14 protein-coding genes are annotated in these 20,405 nt (G+C 68.3%); 9 read left to right on the plus strand and 5 right to left on the minus strand.

Annotated features, from left to right (window positions below):
* Window positions 1-60: 60 nt before the first annotated feature.
* Window positions 61-1,884, plus strand: coding sequence for an ABCB family ABC transporter ATP-binding protein/permease (locus tag ACRARE_RS16870; protein WP_432657623.1), 1,824 nt, complete (start codon window positions 61-63; stop codon window positions 1,882-1,884).
* Between the two features lie 308 nt (window positions 1,885-2,192).
* On the opposite strand, the gene ACRARE_RS16875 is transcribed toward ACRARE_RS16870, so the two are convergent.
* Together ACRARE_RS16875 and ACRARE_RS16880 are read right to left on the minus strand one after the other, a co-directional pair.
* Complete coding sequence (locus tag ACRARE_RS16875; protein WP_432657624.1) at window positions 2,193-5,765, minus strand: efflux RND transporter permease subunit; 3,573 nt, start codon at window positions 5,763-5,765, stop codon at window positions 2,193-2,195.
* Window positions 5,762-7,102, minus strand: a complete 1,341-nt coding sequence (locus ACRARE_RS16880) for an efflux RND transporter periplasmic adaptor subunit (RefSeq protein WP_432657625.1) — start codon at window positions 7,100-7,102, stop codon at window positions 5,762-5,764. The genes ACRARE_RS16875 and ACRARE_RS16880 overlap by 4 nt, the downstream gene beginning before the upstream one ends.
* Window positions 7,103-7,423: 321 nt before the next feature.
* Between ACRARE_RS16880 and ACRARE_RS16885 the strand changes: the two genes are divergently transcribed.
* The 3 genes from ACRARE_RS16885 to der all read left to right on the plus strand — a co-directional run bounded on the left by ACRARE_RS16885 (window position 7,424) and on the right by der (window position 11,363).
* On the plus strand, window positions 7,424-8,074 hold the full coding sequence (locus tag ACRARE_RS16885; protein ID WP_432657626.1) for a tetratricopeptide repeat protein: 651 nt from the start codon (window positions 7,424-7,426) through the stop codon (window positions 8,072-8,074).
* Window positions 8,075-8,247: 173 nt separating this feature from the next.
* Window positions 8,248-9,597 carry an outer membrane protein assembly factor BamB family protein gene (locus ACRARE_RS16890; RefSeq protein WP_432657627.1) on the plus strand — a complete coding sequence of 450 codons (1,350 nt, stop codon included), beginning with the start codon at window positions 8,248-8,250 and terminating at the stop codon, window positions 9,595-9,597.
* A 224-nt stretch (window positions 9,598-9,821) separates the two neighbouring features.
* Window positions 9,822-11,363 carry a ribosome biogenesis GTPase Der gene (gene der, locus ACRARE_RS16895; protein WP_432657628.1) on the plus strand — a complete coding sequence of 514 codons (1,542 nt, stop codon included), beginning with the start codon at window positions 9,822-9,824 and terminating at the stop codon, window positions 11,361-11,363.
* 57 nt (window positions 11,364-11,420) lie between these two features.
* Here the strand turns inward: der and ACRARE_RS16900 are convergent, their stop codons facing one another.
* The 3 genes from ACRARE_RS16900 to ACRARE_RS16910 form a co-directional block, all read right to left on the minus strand.
* On the minus strand, window positions 11,421-12,143 hold the full coding sequence (locus tag ACRARE_RS16900) for a TspO-related membrane protein (RefSeq protein WP_432657629.1): 723 nt from the start codon (window positions 12,141-12,143) through the stop codon (window positions 11,421-11,423).
* Between the two features lie 114 nt (window positions 12,144-12,257).
* Complete coding sequence (serS, locus tag ACRARE_RS16905; RefSeq protein WP_432657630.1) at window positions 12,258-13,550, minus strand: serine--tRNA ligase; 1,293 nt, start codon at window positions 13,548-13,550, stop codon at window positions 12,258-12,260.
* 128 nt (window positions 13,551-13,678) lie between these two features.
* The gene (locus ACRARE_RS16910) at window positions 13,679-15,793 is read right to left on the minus strand and encodes a pentapeptide repeat-containing protein (protein WP_432657631.1); all 2,115 of its coding nucleotides are present in this window, start codon (window positions 15,791-15,793) and stop codon (window positions 13,679-13,681) included.
* Between the two features lie 308 nt (window positions 15,794-16,101).
* On the opposite strand from ACRARE_RS16910, the gene yajC reads away from it, so the two are divergent.
* From yajC to ACRARE_RS16935, 5 genes are all read left to right on the plus strand, one after another.
* Complete coding sequence (gene yajC / locus ACRARE_RS16915) at window positions 16,102-16,395, plus strand: preprotein translocase subunit YajC (protein ID WP_432657632.1); 294 nt, start codon at window positions 16,102-16,104, stop codon at window positions 16,393-16,395.
* A gap of 81 nt (window positions 16,396-16,476) precedes the next feature.
* Window positions 16,477-18,120, plus strand: coding sequence for a protein translocase subunit SecD (secD, locus tag ACRARE_RS16920; RefSeq protein ID WP_432657633.1), 1,644 nt, complete (start codon window positions 16,477-16,479; stop codon window positions 18,118-18,120).
* Window positions 18,121-18,122: 2 nt separating this feature from the next.
* Window positions 18,123-19,094, plus strand: coding sequence for a protein translocase subunit SecF (gene secF, locus ACRARE_RS16925; RefSeq protein ID WP_432657634.1), 972 nt, complete (start codon window positions 18,123-18,125; stop codon window positions 19,092-19,094).
* Window positions 19,091-19,870 carry a TSUP family transporter gene (locus tag ACRARE_RS16930; protein WP_432657635.1) on the plus strand — a complete coding sequence of 260 codons (780 nt, stop codon included), beginning with the start codon at window positions 19,091-19,093 and terminating at the stop codon, window positions 19,868-19,870. The genes secF and ACRARE_RS16930 overlap by 4 nt, the downstream gene beginning before the upstream one ends.
* Before the next feature lie 22 nt (window positions 19,871-19,892).
* Window positions 19,893-20,246, plus strand: a complete 354-nt coding sequence (locus ACRARE_RS16935; RefSeq protein WP_432657636.1) for an Mth938-like domain-containing protein — start codon at window positions 19,893-19,895, stop codon at window positions 20,244-20,246.
* Window positions 20,247-20,405: the final 159 nt, after the last annotated feature.

Genomic DNA, 20,405 nt, shown 5'->3' on the forward strand with positions numbered 1-20,405 from the left:
CGCCGCCCCGGCGCCGCGACCCGGGCCTGTCCGTCCAGCCGAAACCTCAGCGAGACATCCATGAACCTGCGCAACAAGCCCACCACATCGACGGAATTGCCCGACAACCCGGGCCGGATCCTGATCCGCGTGGCCCCCTATCTGTGGCCGGCCGAACATCCTTGGGTGAAACGCCGGGTGGTGGCGGCGCTGGTGGTGCTGGTGCTGGCCAAGCTGGTGACCGTGGGCACCCCCTTCCTTTACAAGGCGGCGGTGGACAGTCTGGCGGGCGAGGGCGACAGTGCCAGCTGGCTGCTGGCCTATGGCGCCATCGGGCTGACCGTGGCCTATGGGGTGGCACGCGCCGGCGCCGTGGGCTTTCAGCAGCTGCGCGACGTGATCTTCGCCCGCGTCGGCCAGCGCGCCCTGCGGCAGCTGGCGCTGGAAACCTTCACCCATATTCACCGCCTCTCGATGCGCTATCACCTGACGCGCAAGACCGGCGGCCTGAGCCGGATCATGGAACGCGGGGTGAAGGGGGTCGAGTTCCTGCTGCGCTTCATGCTGTTCTCCATCGGGCCGCTGATCCTGGAGCTGATCATGGTCTCGGTGGTGCTGGCCGTGGTCTTCGACCTCAGCTACGTGCTGGTGGTGGCGGTGGTGATCGGCCTTTACATCGCCTTCACCTTCAAGGTGACCGAATGGCGGGTGACCCTGCGGCGTCAGATGAACGAACAGGACACCGACGCCAACCAGAAGGCGATCGACAGCCTGCTGAACTTCGAGACGGTGAAATATTTCGGCGCCGAGGCGCGCGAGGCGCGGCGCTATGACGCCTCGATGGCGGGTTACGAGACGGCGGCGGTGAAGACCCAGAACTCGCTGGCCTTCCTGAACTTCGGCCAGTCGGTGCTGATCACGGCGGGCCTGATCGGGGTGATGGTCATGGCGGCCCTGGGGGTCGAGCAGGGGCGGCTGACCGTGGGCGATTTCGTCATGGTCAACGCCTATATCATCCAGATCTCGATGCCGCTGAACATGCTGGGCACGGTCTATCGCGAGATCCGCCAAAGCCTGGTGGACATGGGCGAGATGTTCCACCTGCTGGACCAGCCCGCCGAGGTGCGCGACGCCCCCGATGCCCGCGCGCTGGCGGTGACCGGCGGCGAGGTGGTCTTTGACGACGTGCGCTTCTCCTACGATCCCGAGCGTGAGATCCTGAAGGGCGTGTCGCTGCGCGTGGCGCCGGGGCAGAAGGTGGCGCTTGTGGGCTCGTCTGGGTCGGGCAAGTCGACCATCGGGCGGCTTCTGTTCCGGTTCTACGATGTTACCGGCGGCGCGGTGCGGATCGACGGGCAGGACCTGCGCGCGGTCACCCAGGACAGCCTGCATGATGCCATCGGCGTGGTGCCCCAGGATACGGTGCTGTTCAACGACACGGTGGGCTACAACATCGCCTATGGCCGCGACGGCGCCACGGCGGAAGAGATCGTGCAGGCCGCCCAGGCCGCGCAGATCCACGATTTCATCATGTCCCTGCCCGAGGGCTACGAGACCCGGGTGGGCGAGCGCGGGCTGAAGCTTTCGGGCGGCGAAAAGCAGCGCGTGGGCATCGCCCGCACCCTGCTGAAGAACCCGCCGGTGCTGCTGCTGGACGAGGCCACCTCGGCGCTGGACACCGACACCGAACGCGAGATCCAGGCGGCGCTGAACCGTGCGGGCGAGGGGCGCACGGTGCTGGTCATCGCGCACCGCCTGTCCACCATCGCCGATGCCGACCGCATCGTGGTGCTGGAAAAGGGCGAGGTGGTCGAGGAAGGCACCCATGCCGACCTGCTGGCCCGTCAGGGACGCTACGCGGCGCTTTGGGCGCGCCAGTCGGCGGAAAGCGAAGAGGCGGCCTGAGGACGCCCGGAAGAGTATCGGCCTGTCGGCCGATGCCTCCGGCGAGGGTATTTTTGGCCAACGAATAGAGAGGGGCGGGGCACAGCAAAGCCCAGGCGGCCCCCCGGCCGCAAAGTCCGCCGACAAGGTGGTCCTTTCCGCCGCGCGCCCGGTTGGCCTACGTCACAGCCGGGGCGCGGGTCGGGCTTTCGAGGGCCAGCCCCTTACCTTTCTCATTTTCAAAAATATCCCGGGGGAGTCGCCGAAGGCGACGGGGGACAGAGCCCCCCGCGTCCTTTCCATTTGTCGCCATCCCGTGACAGGGGCCGCTATTCGGCGGCGTTCAGCGGCGAGACCCGCGGCGCGGCGGGGGCCTTGGGATCCTCTTCCAGCGGCCAGAGGATCTCGGGCGCCTTCAAACGGCGGGCGGCGCGGTTCAGCGCCCAGTCGCGGGCGGCGCGGCTGGAACTGCCCAGGGACAGTTTCGCCAGCAGACGGGCGATCCAGGTGACATAGGTGCCCGCCCAGACCCGAAGCGCCAGCATCGAGGGGGTGAAGACCAGGGTCAACATGGTGGCGATGCCCAGGCCGAAGACCACCGCCGTGGCCAGCTGTTTCCACCACAGCGCCGTCGGGCTGTCGATGGCATAGCCCCCCGCCCAGAAGTCCAGCGACAGCCCCAGCATCATTGGCGCCAGCCCTGCCATCGTTGTGACAGTTGTCAGCAGCACCGGGCGGATGCGGTCCTCGGCGGTGCGGATCACCGCCTCGATCCGGGGCATATAGGCGGCGTATTCCTGGTAGGTGTCGATCAGCACGATGTTGTTGTTCACCACGATCCCGGCCAGGGCCACGATGCCGGTCCCGGTCATGATGATCGAAAAGGCCTGGTCCATGACCAGCATCCCGATCAGCACCCCCGCCGTCGACAGCACCACCGCCAGCAGCACCAGCACCGCATTGTAGAACGAGTTGAACTGCGCCAGCAGGATGATGAACATCAGCGCCAGCGCCGCCGAGAAGGCGGTCATCAGGAAGGTGGCGCTTTCGTCCTGATCCTCTTGGTCGCCGGTCCATTCGGTGCTGACCGAGGCCGGCAGGTCGGCCGTGTCGAGCCAGGTCTGAAGGGTGGCGATCCGTTCCGCCGGGGTCATCGGCACCTGGATTTCCTCCCCGGTGCGCGGGTCGCTGCCGTCGGTCATCCGCCCGGGGGCCACCGCTGCCTTGACGTCGAAATAGCGCTTCTGGTCGACCCGCTTGATCTGCGCCAGCTTGGCCACCGGGGTGCGGGTGATGAAGTTCGACAGCGGCACCAGACCCTGGGCCGTGCGCACCTTCAGCGTGTCCAGCGTCGCCAGCACCCGGTCCGCCTCGGGCAGGCGGACGCGGATCGAGATCTCTTCGTCGGAACTGGGAACCGGCATGGTGTCCAGCTCCAACCCCTGGGTGATCAGCTGCACCATGGCACCCACCGTGGCCACGTTGGCGCCATAGCGCCCGGCCTTCTCGACATCGACGTCGATCTGCCAGTCGATGCCGGGCAGGGGCAGGGTGTCCTCGACCAGGGTCAGGCCGGGGGTGGCGTCGAACTGGGCACGGATGCGGGCGGTGGTCGCCGTCAGCTCGTCCCAGTTGTCGCCCATGATCCGCAGATGCACCGGCTTGGCCGAGGCGGGGCCCATGCTGGCCGAGAGGATCTCGGTCTTGATGCCGGGGATGCGCGCCGTGGCGTCGGTCAGATCGGCGATCACCAGGTCGCCGTCCAGCTCGGGGCGGTCGCGGCGGTCTTCCCAAGGCACGATTTCCAGCTGGATCTGGCCGATGGTGTCCAGGGGCGGCTCGGCGCCGCCGGTATTGGTCGACAGCCCACCGTCGCCCGCAAAGGCGAAGGCGTTCAGCACGCCGGGATGGGCCAGCACGATATCCTCGACCTGGCGCACCAGATCGTCCTTCTGGCCCAGCGACAGGTTGCCGCGCGCCCGGACATAGACGATGGCCTGTTCCGGCTCGCTTTCGGTGAAGAACTCGGTGCCGTTGTTGTTGGCCCCGTAATAGCCGAAGGTGGCGACCACAAAGGCGATGACGGCGGCGATGGTCACCAGCGGCATCACCGGATTGGCGGTAATGGCCCAGATCACATAGCCGAAGGGGCTGCGCCGGTTGCCCGCGCGCAGGCGGCGACGCCGGGGGATCTTGGCCGCGCCCAGGGTGATCGAGGCGGCAAAGCTGGCGGCCAGGAACAGCACCGCGCCGGGCAGCACTGCCGCTGAACCGGGCAGGGGCGCCCAGCTCAGGAAGCCCGGGTTCAGCACCAGCATGGCGCCCAGATACATCCCCAGCAGGGCGGGCGGCACCAGTAGGGCGCGGACGACCCAGGGCAGCCGGGCGCGCAGCGCGTCCGAGCTGTTCGCGAAGACGCGCGAGATGCGCCCCGTCACGCCCCCCATCACCGGCAGATAGATCAGCGCCACCACCAGCGAGGCGGCCAGCACGAAGATCAGGGTGACGGGCAGCATCCCCATGAACTCGCCCGGCACCCCGGGCCAGAAGAGCATCGGCAGGAAGGCGCAAAGCGTCGTGGCGGTCGAGCTGACCACCGGCCAGAACATCCGCTTGGCGGCCTCGACATAGGCGCGCATCGGCCCGACCCCGTCGGAAATCCGCTTGTCGGCATATTCCACCACCACGATGGCCCCATCCACCAGCATCCCCACGGCCAGGATCAGGCCGAACATGACGATGTTGGAAATGGTGATGTCCATCAGCCCCAGCAGGACGAAGCACAGCAGGAAGGACGTCGGGATGGCAAAGCCGACCAGCAGGGCGGGGCGGGGGCCGAGGGCCGCCAGCACCACGATCATCACCAGGGCGATGGCGGTCAGCACCGAGCCTTCGAGCTGATCCACCATGGATCCCACCACGCGGCTTTGATCGTTCGAGGTGCCCACGTTCACCGCGGCGCGCAGCTCGTCCGGCCAGTCGGCGGCGGCCTCGGCCACGACCTGTTTCACCTCTTCGGCGGTGTCGATGATGTTGAAGCCCTTGCGCTTGACCACCTGCAAGGCCACCGTGGTCTCGCCGTTGAAGCGCGCGGTGCCGTCGCGATCCTCGAAGGTCAGGCGGATGGTGGCCAGCTCGCCCAGGGTCACCACGCGATCGCCGTTCATCTTCACCGGCAGGGCGTAGATGTCGCGCACATCGTCGAAACTGCCCGGGATCTTCACCGAGAAGGCCCCGGACTCGCCCTCGACCTCGCCCGCGGCGATCAGCTGGTTGTTGTTCTGCACGACCGAGATCAGCTCATCCGCCGTGACGTTGTAGCTTTCCAGGCGCAGCGGGTCGATCAGCACCTCGACCATCTCGTCGCGCTTGCCGGCAATGCCCGCCTCCAGCACCGCCTCGATGCCTTCCACCCGGTCCTGAAGATCCTCGGCCACCCGGGCCATGGTGCGTTCGGGCACGTCGCCGGTCAGGTTGACGATGATGATCGGGAATTCCGAGAAATTGATCTCGTTCACCGAATAGCTGTCATAGCCTTCGGGGAACTTGGCCTCGGCCCGGCCCATGGCGTCGCGCACCTCGGCCATGGTCTCGGTCTTGTTCCAGCCGAACTCGAACTCCAGCGCCAGGCCGGCATAGCCCTCGGCCGCCGTGGCGGTCATCTGTTTCAGCCCGTCGAGATCCGACAGTTCGGTCTCCATCGGCTTGACCAGCAGGGTTTCGCTGTCCTCGGCGGAAATGCCCCGGAAGGGGACCGAGACGAAAAGCGCCGGGATCTCGATATCCGGCTCGCCCTCCTTGGGCAGCGAGACATAGGCAAAGCCCCCCGACAGCAGCGACAGGGCGATGAAGGCCAGGATCATGCGGGCGCGGGCGGCGGCCCAGTCGATGAGGCCGGTCATTGGGTGGCCTCCGTGGCGGCGGCCTCTTCGGCGAAGCTGGCGATCACCGGCACCCCGGCAATGACGTATTCCTGGCCGATGATGATCACGTCGGCCCGCTCGGGCAGGCCGGTCAGCCAGATGCCCTCGACCTCGTCGCGCAGCACGGCGACGGGGGCAAATTCGGTCAGGCCACCCGCACCGACCAGACGCACCCCCAGGGTGCCCTCATCGTTCAGGGTCAGCGCGGACTGGGGCAGGAAATGCGCCATCAGCCCCTCGGCCTCGATGGCGATCGCGGCGGTTTGTCCCTCGCGGATGGCCAGATCGGGATTGGGCACCGAGACCTCGACCTTGAAGGTGCGGGTGGTGGCATCGGCAGAGCGCGACAGGAAGGTGACCTGGCCCATGACCTCGCGCCCCGAGGCGGTCAGCCGGGCACCTGCGGGGGCGCCGATCTCGACCCGTTCGACCTCGGTCTCGGGCAGGTAGCCGGTCAGGCGGATCGGATCGAGGGCAATCAGGGTGGCGCATTGCCCGCCCACGGGCAGGAAGGCGCCCAGCTCGGCGGTGTCGTCCTCCAGGATCCCGGCGAAGGGGGCGTGGATCTGCAACCGGGCGATTTCCTTCTCGGCCGAGGCGATGGCGGCGCGGGCCGACAGGATCCCGGCCTCGGTGGTGGCCAGCCCGGCCTGGGCGGCGGCCACGCCCGCCTCGGCGGCGCGCACCGTGGCGCGGCGGGACGCCAGGGTGGTGGTCGAGGCAAAGCCCCCTTCCGACAGTTTCTCAGACGCCGTCAGGTTGATCTGGGCCTCTTCCAGCCGCGCCTCGGCCTCGGCCAGCGAGGCGGCGGCGGTGGGACGGGCGGCCTCGGCCTCGGCCAGGCGGGCGCGGGCCTCGGCCAGGGCGGTGTCACGGGTGCCGGGGTCCAGCTGGCACAACAGCTGGCCTTCGCGGATCAGGCTGCCCTTGGGCAGCGGGTCGGACATCACGGTCGAGGCGGTCTCGGCCAGCAGGGTGACGCGCCGCGCCGCCTCGGTCTGGCCGCGCAGGCGCACCGCGCTGTCGACCATCTGCGCGGCAGAGTGCAGCGCCAGCACGCGCACCGCGCGGGGGTCTTCGCCCTTGGCTTCGGCGGCGGTGTCGGCTGCGGCCTCCGCGGCGCCCTCTGGGGTCTCCTCGGCGGGGGACAGCGCGGCCAAGACCGCGGCCGAGGGCTCGGCCTCGCCACGCGCCACTGCCAGGGCCTGATCAAACCCCTCGCCATAGGCGAAGGTCAGTAGCGCCGGGCGTTGCAGCAGGACCAGGTACAGGGCGCAGACCACGAGGATGGCGGAAAGGATGGAGAAGATGCGCATATGGGAACCCGGTGCGTTTGCGTTGCTCTGCGATCGGCTTAGAGACGGTAGGGAATGTTGCAAGCCTCGGGCCGCTGTCGGCCCCTGTCAGCGGCAAGCCTGCGGGGAACGGGGCCTTTAGGCAACAGATTTCGCGGCGCCGCGGCGACGGGGCGCGGTCCGGGGCAGGGCGCCCGGGGCCGGGTTCGCCGGATCAGCCCGGGGCGAGGGGGGCCGCATCGGGGCCCGCCATCCGCTTGCCGCGCCGCCGGGCCAATGGACGCCCTTGGCACGCCCCGGGGGACCGGGTAAGGAGGGGCCAAACGCCAAGGGAGGCCGAACGTGAGCGACGCCGACAGTTTCATCGAAGAAGTCAATGACGAGGTCCGCCGCGACCGCCTGTTCGCGCTCTTGCGCCGCTACGGCTGGATTGCCGTGGTCGCCGTGGTGCTGATCGTCGGCGGGGCCGCCTGGAACGAATGGCAGAAGGCGCAGGCCCGGGCCGAGGCCGAGGCCTTCGGCGATGCCATCCTGGCCGCGCTGGACGAGGGCGACAGCGAGGCGCGGATCGCCGGGCTGGAGGCGGTCGCCGCCGCCACCCCCGAGCAGCAGGCGCTGCTGGCCTTCCTGACCGCCTCGGAAGCGGCCGCAGGGGCCGAGGATCCGGCCCGCGCCGCCGATGCGCTGGCCGATACCCCGGCCACCGGCATCTATGCCGATATCGCCCGCTTCAAGCGGCTGCTGCTGGAAACCGGCCGCATGGCCCCTGCCGACCGGCGCGCCGCCCTGCTGGAGCTGGCAGTTCCGGGCAACCCCCTGCGGCTGCTGGCGGAAGAGCAGATCGCGCTGACCCATGTGGCGGAAGGCGACAGCGCGCAGGCGATTGGCGTGTTGCGCACGATCCTGGGCGACGCCGAGGTGACGGAAGGCTTGCGTCAGCGGGCAAGTCAGTTGATGGTGGCCCTGGGCGGCGACCCCGCCGAGGCGGGCTGACCCCGCTTGGGCCCTGGGGCCCGGTGACGAGAGACAAGTCGAGAGACAGGGGTGGGGCGTCAAGTCCCTGACCCGGCAAGAAAAGGCCAGGGCGCAGCAGGCGTCGGGGCCGGGACAGGCGGAAGGTGATGCGCGGCATGACGAAGCAGGGCAGCTCGGTCGGAAATCGGATCATGGCAGCAGGGAAGCAGCGCGCAGGCGCGGCCCGGTGGTTGCCGCTGGGACTGGCCACGGTGCTGGCGCTGTCGGCCTGTGCCGAGCGCGAGGTGACGCTGATCGGCGAGCGCGAAGAGCTGCGCTCGGTCCTGAGCGAGCAGGTGCCCGGGGACATCCCCGAAGCGCCGGTGAACCAGGAGGCGCCGATTGCGCTGCCCGCCCAGGTCAGCAATGCCAACTGGACCCAGGGCAGCGGCACCCCCTCGACCCGGGTGGCCCATGCCGCCCTCGGCGCCGCGCCGCAGCTGATCTGGCAAGCCAAGATCGGTGAAGGCGACGGGCGCAAGGTCTTCATCACCTCCGATCCCGTGGTCGCAGAGGGCCGTATCTTCACCCTGGATGCCACCGGCCATGTGGCCGCCACCGCCCCCTCGGGCGCGGCGCTGTGGATGACCGATCTGGTGCCGCCGCAAGACCGCGTGGGCCAGGCCTCGGGCGGCGGCATCGCCTATGGCGCAGGGCGGGTCTTCGTCACCACCGGCTTTGGCGAACTCTCGGCGCTGGATCCCGAAACCGGCGCGGTGCTGTGGCAGCAGAAACTGCTGGCGCCCGCCACCGGCGCGCCCACCGTCTACGATGGGCTGGTCTATGTGACCTCTGGCGAATCCCAGGCCTGGGCGCTGGATGTGGAAACCGGCCGGGTGAAATGGCAACTGTCGGCCACCCCCGACGTCAACAACTTCTCCGGCGCGCCCAGCCCGGCGCTGACCGATCAATTCGCGCTCTTCGGCTTCGGCTCGGGCGAGGTGCAGGCGGCCTTCCGCCAAGGCGGCATGTCCGTCTGGTCCACCGTGATCACCGGCCGCCGCCCGGGCTTCGCCCGCGCCAATGTCAACGACATCACCGGCGACCCGGTTGTGGTAGGTGACACCGTCTATACCGGCAACCAGTCGGGCCGTTTCGTGGCGCTGGACCTGGCCTCGGGCACCCGCCAGTGGACCGCCGACGAAGGCCCGATGGGCCCCGCCTGGGTGACCGGCGGCGCCGTCTTCCTGGTCAGCGACCGCAACCAGCTGGTGCGCCTGGATGCCGAAACCGGCGCCCGGGTCTGGGGCGTCGATCTGCCCTATTTCCAGAAGGCCCGCCCGCGTCGCCAAAGCGCGGTCTACGCCCATTTCGGCCCGGTCCTGGCTGGCGGTCGCCTGGTGGTGGCCTCCTCCGACGGTTACCTGCGCTTCTTCGACCCGGTGTCTGGCGCCCTGACCGGCACGGCCGAGCTGCCCGCGGGCGCCGCCTCGGCCCCGGTGGTGGCGGGGGGCGTCCTCTACGTGCTGAACAAGAAGGGCCAGCTGCTGGCCTATCGCTAAGCCGGACCGGCCCCTGGCCGGTTGCCTCCGGCGGGAGTATTTAGGGCCGTCGAATGACAAGGGCAGGGCGTCCCTTCCATTCGACGGCTGAAAATACTCCTGGGGAGTCTCCGGCACGGAGACGGGGGCAGCGCCCCCTCTTGGCGCCCGGCGCGTTGCGATCAGCCTTTACGGCGGCCCCCATTCCGCGCTATGCGGCGCTTTCGCAACCCTGAGAGGCGTTCATGTCCTTCACCCTGGCCATCGTGGGCCGTCCCAATGTCGGCAAGTCGACGCTGTTCAACCGCCTGGTCGGCAAGAAGCTGGCCCTGGTGGATGACCAGCCCGGCGTCACGCGCGATCTGCGCGAAGGCGCGGCGCGCCTGGGGGATATCGACTTTACCGTCATCGACACCGCCGGTCTGGAAGACGCCACCGACGACAGCCTTCAGGGGCGGATGCGGCGCCTGACGGAACGGGCCGTGGAAATGGCCGATGTCTGTCTTTTCATGATCGACGCGCGTACCGGCGTCACGCCCACCGATGAGGTCTTCGCCGAGATCCTGCGCAAGAAGGCCGATCACGTGATCCTGGCCGCCAACAAGGGCGAGGGGGCTGCCGCCGATGCGGGCGTGCTGGAGGCCTGGAACCTGGGCCTGGGCGAGCCGGTGCGGCTGTCGGCCGAACATGGCGAGGGGATGGCCGATCTCTTCGGTGCGCTGCTGCCCCTGTCCGAGACCTTCTCGGAGCGCACCGCCGTGGCGGTGGCCGCCGCCCCCGCAATGGACGTGGCCGTGGCCGAGGAAGACGGCGGCGAGGCCGAGGCCGAGGCCGCCTGGGTGCCCAGCGAAGAGCGCCCCTTGCAGATCGCCGTGGTGGGGCGCCCCAATGCGGGCAAGTCCACCCTGATCAACAAGATCCTGGGCGAGGATCGCCTGCTGACCGGGCCCGAGGCGGGGATCACCCGCGATTCCATCTCGTTGCGGATCGACTGGGCGGGCACGCCCACGCGGATCTTCGACACCGCGGGCATGCGCAAGAAGGCCAAGGTGCAGGACAAGGTCGAGAAACTGTCCGTGGCCGATGGCCTGCGGGCGGTGAAGTTTGCCGAGGTCGTGGTGGTCCTGCTCGACGCCGCGATCCCGTTCGAGCAGCAGGATCTGCGCATTGCGGATCTGGCCGAACGCGAGGGGCGCGCGGTGGTGATCGCGGTCAACAAATGGGATGTCGAGGACGAAAAGCAGGAGAAGCTGAAGGCCCTGAAAGAGGCCTTTGAACGGCTTCTGCCGCAGCTGCGCGGCGCGCCGCTGATCACCGTCTCTGCCAAGACGGGGCGCGGGCTGGACCGGCTGCATGATGCGATCCTGCGGGCCCATACGACCTGGAACCGCCGCGTGTCCACGGGCAGGCTGAACCGCTGGCTGACCGGCATGCTGGAACAGCACCCGCCGCCCGCGCCGGGTGGCCGCCGGATCAAGCTGCGCTACATGACCCAGGCCAAGACCCGGCCCCCGGCCTTCGTGGTGATGTGCAGCCATCCCGACAAGATCCCGGAAAGCTATTCGCGCTATCTGGTCAACGGGCTGCGCGCCGATTTCGACATGCCGGGCACCCCCATTCGCCTGACCATGCGCGGGCAGGGGGACAAGAACCCCTACAAGGGCAAGACCAAGTCGACCCCCTCGCGCCTGCGTAAGCACCTGGGCAAGGCTCCGGCCAATGAAAAGCCCAAGCGCGGCAGCCGCCCCTCGGGCGGGCGCCCCCTGGGCCGCAAGCCGGTGAAGTGACAAGATAGGAAAGGGCGCCCCCCGGCGCGCCCTTTTTGCTGGGTCAGAGGGGCGGGCCTAGGCGGCGCGGAAGCGCCGCAGGTGGCCCGCGAAGATCGGCAGCAGAACCACCATGATCACAGCGGCAAGGCCTGCGAAGATCCAGCGGCCCGCGTCGGCGTTGTCGATCACGATCCCCAGCACGGCCCAGAGCATGGCGCCCAGGTAGAAGGGCCGCGCCCCCGGCGACAGCCGCGCCACGGCCACGGCAATCCAGCTGGCCAGCAGCAGGAAGGCCCCATGCACCCAGAGCACCGGCGCCGCGCCATAGCCCGTGGCCAGCACCCCGGTCCCCACGCAGCAGGCCGCCGTCAGCCAGCCCGCGTAAAGGCCAAGGGGCGCTTGCAGCCACAGCCGGTCGCGCCCGGGCACCCGCCACAGCGCCCAAAGGGCGGTGGCCCACATGATCCAGATCAGCACCGTCGCCCAGATCGGCGTCAGATTGGCCACCGGGATCCAGGCCGCCCCGACCACCAGCGAGGCGAAAAGCGGCCAGCGCCCGGCGTCCCAGCCCGCGTCGTCGGCGCGCTTGATCAGCCCGTAGACCGCCATGACGATCAGCCAGCCATAGATCACCGTCCAGATCACCGCGAAGGTCAGCCCCATGGGCTGGATCGGCGGATCGACCTGGGGCACCGGGAACTGATCGGCGGTAAAGCCCGAGAAGCCGGGCGAGAGGACCGGCGACAGGGCAAAGGCGATCGTGGCGCAAAGCACGAGAATGGCTTTCATGCGGAACATGGGGAACCTCCGTTTGTCATAAGACAAACGCATGAGGCCCCGGTGTGGTTCACCGGGGCCTCGCCTTTTGTCATTTTGTCGCAGGCCTTTGGCCGCTGGCACCTAGGCCCGCGCTCAGGCCAGCACACCTTCGGCGGTCAGGGTCAGCTTGCCGCCCAGGTAGGGCGCCAGCACCTCGGGCAGCTTGACCGAGCCGTCTTCCTGCTGGCCGTTTTCCAGCACGGCGATCAGGCAGCGGCCCACGGCCAGGCCAGAGCCGTTCAGCGTGTGCACGAACTGCGGCTTGCCGCCATCGGCGGGCTTGAACCGCGCGTTCATCCGCCGTGCCTGGAAATCACCGCAGACGGAAACCGAGCTGATCTCGCGATAGGTGTTCTGCCCGGGCAGCCAGACCTCGATGTCATGGGTGCGCCGCGCGCCAAAGCCCATATCGCCGGTGCAAAGGGCCACGGTGCGATAGGCCAGGCCCAGCTTTTCCAGGATCCCTTCGGCGCATTTGGTCATCCGGTCCAGCTCGTCGCGCGAGCTGTCGGGATGGGTGATCGAAACCATCTCGACCTTCTCGAACTGGTGCTGGCGCAGCATCCCGGCGGTGTCGCGGCCGGCGGAACCGGCCTCGGAGCGGAAGCACTGGGTGTGGGCCACGTAGCGGCGCGGCAGGTAGCTTTCTTCGACCACCGCACCGTTGACGATATTGGTCAGCGGCACCTCGGCGGTCGGCACCAGCCACCAGCCATTGGTGGTCTGATAGCTGTCTTCGCCGAACTTCGGCAGCTGGCCGGTGCCCAGCATCATCTCTTCGCGCACCAGAACCGGGGTCCAGGTCTCGGTCAGGCCGTTCTCGTCCACATGGGTGTTGACCATGAACTGCGCCAGCGCCCGATGGATCCGCGCCACGGCGCCCGACAGCACCACGAAGCGAGAGCCCGAAAGCTTCGCCGCCGTCTCGAAATCCATGCCCGGGACGACGCCCGCCAGCTCGTAATGCTCTTTTGGATCAAAGGCGAAATTGGGGATCGAACCCCAGCGGTGGATCTCGACGTTGTCGTCCTCATCCTTGCCGTCCGGCGTGTCGTCGAAGGGCAGGTTGGGAATGCCCATCAGGGCCTCGGTCAGCTGCGCGTCCAGTTCTTTGGCCTCGGCCTGCATGGCGGCAACCGCCTGTTTCTTCTCGGCCACCAGGGCGCGCAGCCGCTCGAACTCGGCCTCGTCGCCCTTGGCCTTGGCGGCGCCCACCTGCTTGGAGGCGGCGTTCTGCTCGGCCTGGGCGGCCTCGGCGGCCTGGATCTTGGCGCGGCGCTCTTCATCGAGGGCCAGCAAGGAGGACGACACGGGCGAGGCGCCACGGCGGGACAGGGCGGCGTCGAAGGCGGCCGGATTGTCGCGGATGGTGCGGATGTCATGCATGTCGTGCACTCCTGGAATGGGGCGGCGCGGGGCCGCGTTGAGTCGGGGGCCTTATGCCGCAAAAGCCCGCGAAAGGGTACAGGGGAGTGCGGGGGCGGGCGCGGCAGGCGCGGAGTGTGGCGCGGGGGCTAGCGGAGGTGGTCGGGCAGGGTGTCCGGGTGATGCGCGCGCTGCCAGGCACGCCAGGCTCGGTTGAGGTCGCCAAACTCAAGAACGTCCCGACGGTCCTCGTAGGGCCACTTCGGCATGTCGCTGGTGATCACGCCGGGGAGGGTGATGGAGCCGTCGAAGAAGACCTGATCGGGGTCGAGATGCGCGTCGATCTGTGGGACGTTGGTAAAATCGACAAAGCGCAGCAGCGCACCTCGGAGAGTAGCGCTGCTGAGCTTTGTCGCGGCGTCGAACTCCGCGCCCATGAGGTTCGCCCCCTGCAACTTCGCGTCCCCGAGGTTCGCCCCCTGCAACTTCGCGCCCCCGAGGTCCGCCCCCTGCAACTTCGCGGCCCCGAGGTTCGCCCCCTGCAACTCCGCGTCCCAGAGGTTCGCCCCCTGCAACCCCGCGCCGAAGAGGTTCGCCCCCTGCAACTTCGCGCCCCTGAGATCCGCGTCCTGCAGCCCCGCGCCCATGAGGTCCACCCCCTGCAACCCCGCGTCCCCGAGGTTCGCCCCCTGCAACTCCGCGTTCCTGAGGTGCGCCCCCTGCAACTTCGCGCCCCCGAGGTTCGCCCCCTGCAACTCCGCGTTCCAGAGGTGCGCCCCCTGCAACTCCGCGCCCCCGAGGTGCGCCCCCTGCAACTTCGCGTCCCAGAGGTGCGCCCCCTGCAACTTCGCGTCCCCGAGGTGCGCCCCCTGCAACTTCGCGCCCCCGAGGTCAGCCCCCTGCAACTCCGCGCCCCCGAGGTGCGCCCCCTGCAACTTCGCGCCCCCGAGGTGCGCCCCCTGCAACTCCGCGTCCCTTAGGTCCGCCCCCTTCAACTCCGCGTCCCCGAGGTGCGCCCCCTGCAACTTCGCGCGCCTGAGGTCCGCCCCCTGCAACTGCGCGAACCCAAGGTCCGCCCCCTGCAACTCCGCGCCCCGGAGAACCGCCTTTTCCAACGCCCGCCCTCGCAGGTCCAGCCCTGTTCCCGCGAGCCGTTCCAGCCCCAGCTGGAACGCCGGCTCCTGTGCGGCCTCCGCCGCCTTGCGCCCCGCCCCGCGCCGTTTGATCACCTTCAGCGCCATGTCGATGTCAAGCCGGGGTGCTGTGCGCTCCGCTTTTCCCCATGCGCGCCAGCCGTCAGGTGTCTGATCCTCTGGCAGGGGTGGGATGGGCCGGTTGCCGATATTCTCCCGGATATAGGCGCAGAGGATTTCCATGATCTGGATATGGTCTCGCGCACTGTCCTGCGCGATCCGCTCCAGCGAGAGGATGGCGCCGATGCGTACCTCGAGATTCGGTTCGCTGCGGGAAAAGACCTGCCAGTCGCCCTTGCTCGCCAGATGCTCGTCGGAGGCTAGTGATAGGCTGTTGTCCTCCCACTCGATGCGGGTTTCCTCGTCGGTCCAGGTGGTGACCTCGCGCGACCAAAACCCGTCACCGTCGCGACCGTCTGAGGTGTTCTCGACCCATTTCTCCCGCTTTGCAGTAGAGCGAGGGGGAAGGACAAAATCCTGTTTGCTCTTGTGCAGGTCGTCATAAACGTCCTGTTCGCCAAAGTAGATCGTCAGCGGCCGACCGATCTGATCTACCTTCTTCTCTGCCCCCAGCCCCTCGACCGCCTTATTGATCCGGTCGGTGATCAGCCCTTCTTCGGTCGCTCGCGTCGTCCGTTCGTTGGTCCAGACCCGGATCAAAGAGAAGATCAGCGTGGCGGTTGCTGCCAGAACGCCGATCAGCACGGCGGCGGTGTAGCCGATGTTGCGGAGGTCTTCGTAGCTGGCGAAGGTGATCTGGCCGGTTTCGGGGTCGGTATAGTCGGCACGCTCTAGCGCCGCGCGTTCGCGCAGCAGGTCCACGAGGTCATGAATCGAAAGGCCGACCTCGAGCAGGTAGAACCAGAGCGCTCCGGCAAAGAGGGTCAGGGCGGCGGCGGTCAGGAAAGAGACGTAGTGGCGGCGCAGGTGGTCCATCGGGGATGTGCGGTTGGTCTTGCGCTGTGTGCCGTCCTTGGTCGAGTTCGCCCCCTGGATCAGGAAGACCAGCACGGTGAACCCTGCCGCGATCCATAGAAACGGATGCGTCACCACTTGCAGATAGCTGTCCATCTTTTGCCTGTCCCCCGCGTCCCAAGATCCCCACCCGAATGGTTAACGCCCTGACGCCAGAGCGCAACAGCGGCGACGGGATCCCGGGGCGTTTCCCGGGGGCAGGGCGGCGCGATGCCCGAAAGACGGTCACCCTACGGGGCCCAACCTCACACCGCACCCCGCCGCACCGCCGCACGCCCCCCGCGAATGTGTGCGCCACGACCCCGCCCGCGCCCCTTCTCACCTTGCAATCCCCCAGCACCGCACATAGGTTCCGGCCAAATTCCGCGGGGCAGTCTCGCGGGTGGCCAAAAGAGGGGAGCCCCATGGAAGGCAACGCACTCGCGCAGTTCCTGCCGCTGATCCTGATCTTCGCGATCATGTATTTCCTGCTGATCCGTCCGCAGCAGAAGAAGATGAAGGAACACCGCGCCATGGTCGAGGGCGTGCGCCGGGGCGATCAGGTGATCACCCAGGGCGGGCTGATCGGCAAGGTCTCGAAGGTCAAGGAAGACGGCGAGGTCGAGGTCGAGATCGCCGAGGGCGTGAAGGTGCGCGTGGTGAAATCCACCCTCGCCAACGTGGTCTCCAAGACCGAGCCCGCCACCGAGGCGAAGTAAGGCCCCGGCCCCCGGGTGTGGCGCCAGACGGCGCCCGCCGCTGCGGGGGCGTCCGGCACATGCCTTCAGGAAAGGGCCGACATGCTGCAAATCGAAACGTGGAAACGGGTCCTGATCTGGGGGCTTGTCGCCCTCGGTCTGCTGCTGGCCCTGCCCAATCTCTTCTACCCCCGGGTCGAGCGCTATAACGACGAGGTGGCGGCCCAGGCGGGCGATACGACCGGCGTCAGCGGTTGGCCCGGTTTCCTGCCCTCGGGGCTGGTGAACCTGGGCCTCGACCTGCGCGGCGGCGCGCATCTGCTGGCCGAAGTGCGGGTGGAAGAGGTCTATCAGACGCGGATGGAGGGCCTGTGGCCCGAGGTGCGTAACCTGCTGCGCGATCATCGCGACGAGGTCGGCACGATCCGCCTTCTGCCCTCCGAGGACGGCACCCTGGTGGTACGCATCGGCGATGCCGCTGGTCTTGACCGCGCGGTCGAGCTGGTCCGCAGCCTGGCACAGCCGGTCGCCTCGCTGACCGGGGCGGGGGCAAGCGACATCGTGGTTTCGGGCGAGGGGGACACGATCACCGTGCAGCTGTCGGAGGCCGAGCGCCTGGCGACGGACGACCGCACGGTGCGCCAATCGCTGGAAATCATCCGCCGCCGGATCGACGAGGTCGGCACCCGTGAACCCACCATCCAGCGCCAGGGTAGCGACCGCATCCTGATCCAGGTGCCGGGCATCGGCTCGGCGGCCGAGCTGAAAGAGATCATCGGCACCACCGCCCAGCTGACCTTCCAGCCTGTGGTCACCTCGACCACCAATGGCGACACCCGCCCCTCGGCGGGGCAGGAGGTGCTGCCGTCGCTGGACGACGAGGGTCTGTTCTATGTGCTGGAAACCGCCCCCGTCGTCTCGGGCGAGGAACTGGTGGATGCGCAGCCCAGCTTCGACCAGAACGGGCGGCCTGCGGTGTCCTTCCGCTTCAATCCCTCGGGCGCGCGCAAGTTCGGCGATTACACCGCCGAGAACATCGGCAACCCCTTCGCCATCGTGCTGGATGACGAGGTGATCTCGGCCCCGGTCATCCAGGCGCATATCGCCGGTGGCTCTGGCATCATCACCGGCAACTTCAGCGTCGAGGAAAGCACCCAGCTGGCGGTTCTGCTGCGCGCAGGCGCCCTGCCAGCGGGCCTGGATTTCCTGGAAGAGCGGACCATCGGCCCGGAACTGGGCGCCGACAGCATCCAGGCGGGCAAGATCGCCTGTATCGTGGCGGGCATCGCCGTGCTGGTCTTCATGTTCGCTAGCTATGGGCTGTTCGGCGTCTTCGCCAATATCGCCCTGGTGCTGAACGTGGGGCTGATCTTCGGCCTGCTGTCGATGATCGGCGCCACGCTGACCCTGCCGGGGATCGCGGGGATCGTGCTGACCATCGGCATGGCGGTGGACGCCAACGTGCTGGTCTTCGAACGCATCCGCGAAGAGCTGAAGACGGCCAAGGGCCCGGCCCGGGCCATCGAGCTGGGCTATGACCGGGCGCTGTCGGCGATCATCGACGCCAATATCACGACCTTCATTGTGGCGGTGATCCTCTTCGTGCTGGGCTCTGGCCCGGTGCGCGGCTTTGCCGTGACCCTGGGGATCGGCATCCTGACCTCGGTCTTCACGGCCATCTACATCACGCGACTGATCGTGGTCATGTGGTTTGAACGGGCGCGGCCCAAGACGCTGGAGATCTGATCATGCGGCTGAGACTTGTTCCCCAGGATACGAAGTACGACTTCTTCAAGTACCGCTTCCTGACCTTCGGGTTCTCGGCGGTGGCCATGGTCGCCTCGGTGATCCTGTGGCTGGTGGTCGGGCTGAACTTCGGCATCGACTTCCGCGGCGGCACCACGCTGCGCACCGAAAGCACCAGTTCCGTGGACGTGGGCGCCTATCGCGACGCGCTGGACCCGCTGGGGCTGGGCGACGTGGTGATCTCCGAGGTGTTCGACCCCTCCTTCGGCGAGGGCAAACACGTGGCGATGATCCGCATCCAGGCCCAGGACGACCAGGAGGCCGTCGCCGCCGATACGGTGGCAACGGTCGAGGCGGCGTTGCAGGAGGTGGATCCTTCGATCCGCTTCACCAGCGTCGAAAGCGTCGGGCCGAAGGTCTCGGGCGAGCTGATCCGGACCGCCGTTCTGGCGGTCTCGGCGGCGCTGGCGGCGATCCTGTTCTACATCTGGCTGCGCTTCGAATGGCAGTTCTCGCTGGGGGCGGTCTTCGCGCTGTTCCACGACGTGATCCTGACCATCGGGATTTTCAGCCTGCTGCAAATCCGCTTTGACCTGGCGACCATCGCGGCGCTGCTGACGATCATCGGCTATTCGATCAACGATACCGTGGTGATCTTTGACCGGCTGCGGGAAAACCTGCGCAAGTTCAAGACGCTGCCCCTGATCGACGTGATGAACCTGTCGGTGAACGAAACGCTGAGCCGGACAATCATGACCTCGGGCACCACCCTGCTGGCGCTGATCGCCCTGCTGGTGCTGGGCGGCGACGTGATCCGCAGCTTCGTCTTTGCCATCACCTGGGGCGTGGTCATCGGCACCTATTCCTCGGTCTATGTGGCCAAGAACGTGGTGCTGTGGCTGGGGGTGAAACGCGACTGGTCGAAGAACTCGGGCGGTGGCGCGGGAACCAAGTTCGCCAATATCGACGCATGAGCAGCACGCTTTTCGAGACGCTGATCCAAGGATTGACCGGGGCTTTCACCAGCCCCGGTCTTTTCGTTCTGCTGGGCACCTGCCTGCTGGCGGGGGTGGTGCGGGGCTTCTCGGGCTTTGGCTCGGCCCTGATCATCATGCCGGTGGCGGGGATCTTCCTGCCCATCCCCGAGGCCATCGTGGTGGTCATGGGGATGGGGGTGCTGACCTGGCCGGTGATCGTGCCGCGCGCCGCGCGCGAGGCGGACCGGGGGCAGGTGGCGGTGCTGGCGGGGGCGGCCATCCTGGCCGCGCCGCTTGGCCTTTGGTTGCTGGGCTGGCTGCCGCAGTCGACGCTGCGCTGGTGCGTCAGCGGGGCGGCGGCGCTGACCCTTGCCGCGCTGGTCTCGGGCTGGCGCTATGGCGGGCGGGTGCGCTGGCCGGGCCTGGCCGGGGTCGGCGCGGCGGCGGGCGTGCTGGGGGGCACCACCGGGCTGACCGGGCCGCCGGTGATCCTGTTCTACCTGGCAGGCCCCGCGGGCGCTGCCGTGGTGCGGGCCAATACGATCCTCTTCCTGGCGCTTCTGGACATCGCCATCATCGCCGGGCTGTTCTGGCAGGGGCGGGTCACCGCAGGGGCCCTGTGGCTGGCGCTTCTGCTGGCGGTGCCCTATGCTTTGGGCATCACCCTTGGCCAGCGTCTGTTTGCGCCCGAGCGCGAGCGCGCCTACCGGCTTTTGGCCTATGGGGTGATCGCCCTGGCCATCGCCTCGGGCCTGCCGATCTTTCATTCCTGAGCCCCTCTGACGGAGAGACCCCATGGAGCTTGTCGAAATTTCCTATGACGATGCCCGGCCGATCGACGGCTACGGGCCCGGGCTCTTCCGCGTCGGCGGCAAGGTGGTGGACGCGCCGGTGCTGGTGCTGGCCAATACGACCCGGGTCTGGGGCGGGGTGGAGGATGCCGCCCCGCTGACCGCCCTGGCAGGCCAGGTGGACGTGATCCTGCTGGGCACCGGCGCCACGATGACCCCGGTGCCCGCCGCCCTGCGCGAGGCGCTGGACGAGGTGGGTGTGGGGATCGAGCCCATGGCCTCGCCCTCGGCCTGTCGCAGCTTCAACATCCTGCTGTCCGAAGGCCGCCGGGTCGCCGCGGCGCTGCTGTCGGTCTGAGGGGCGGGGGCTCTGCCCCCTCCGTCGCCGGAGGGCGACATATGGAAGGAAAAAGGGGGCTCTGCCCCCCTTGAGCCCTCACGGGCTCAATTTCCCCCCGGGATATTTTTGGCAATGAGAAGAATGGGGGCCGGGCCCCGGGCAGGGGCGGGGCGCCCC

Source organism: Pseudooceanicola aquaeponti, from assembly GCF_050897975.1.
Taxonomy (GTDB): Bacteria; Pseudomonadota; Alphaproteobacteria; order Rhodobacterales; family Rhodobacteraceae; genus Pseudooceanicola.

Bases quoted from the DNA above. Each gene is read 5' to 3' on its own strand.
- ACRARE_RS16870 (WP_432657623.1), top strand. From the start codon at position 61: ATGAACCTGCGCAACAAGCCCACCACATCGACGGAATTGCCCGACAAC.
- ACRARE_RS16875 (WP_432657624.1), bottom strand. From the start codon at position 5,765: ATGACCGGCCTCATCGACTGGGCCGCCGCCCGCGCCCGCATGATCCTG.
- ACRARE_RS16880 (WP_432657625.1), bottom strand. From the start codon at position 7,102: ATGCGCATCTTCTCCATCCTTTCCGCCATCCTCGTGGTCTGCGCCCTG.
- ACRARE_RS16890 (WP_432657627.1), top strand. From the start codon at position 8,248: ATGGCAGCAGGGAAGCAGCGCGCAGGCGCGGCCCGGTGGTTGCCGCTG.
- der (WP_432657628.1), top strand. From the start codon at position 9,822: ATGTCCTTCACCCTGGCCATCGTGGGCCGTCCCAATGTCGGCAAGTCG.
- ACRARE_RS16900 (WP_432657629.1), bottom strand. From the start codon at position 12,143: ATGTTCCGCATGAAAGCCATTCTCGTGCTTTGCGCCACGATCGCCTTT.
- serS (WP_432657630.1), bottom strand. From the start codon at position 13,550: ATGCATGACATCCGCACCATCCGCGACAATCCGGCCGCCTTCGACGCC.
- ACRARE_RS16910 (WP_432657631.1), bottom strand. From the start codon at position 15,793: ATGGACAGCTATCTGCAAGTGGTGACGCATCCGTTTCTATGGATCGCG.
- yajC (WP_432657632.1), top strand. From the start codon at position 16,102: ATGGAAGGCAACGCACTCGCGCAGTTCCTGCCGCTGATCCTGATCTTC.
- secD (WP_432657633.1), top strand. From the start codon at position 16,477: ATGCTGCAAATCGAAACGTGGAAACGGGTCCTGATCTGGGGGCTTGTC.
- secF (WP_432657634.1), top strand. From the start codon at position 18,123: ATGCGGCTGAGACTTGTTCCCCAGGATACGAAGTACGACTTCTTCAAG.
- ACRARE_RS16930 (WP_432657635.1), top strand. From the start codon at position 19,091: ATGAGCAGCACGCTTTTCGAGACGCTGATCCAAGGATTGACCGGGGCT.
- ACRARE_RS16935 (WP_432657636.1), top strand. From the start codon at position 19,893: ATGGAGCTTGTCGAAATTTCCTATGACGATGCCCGGCCGATCGACGGC.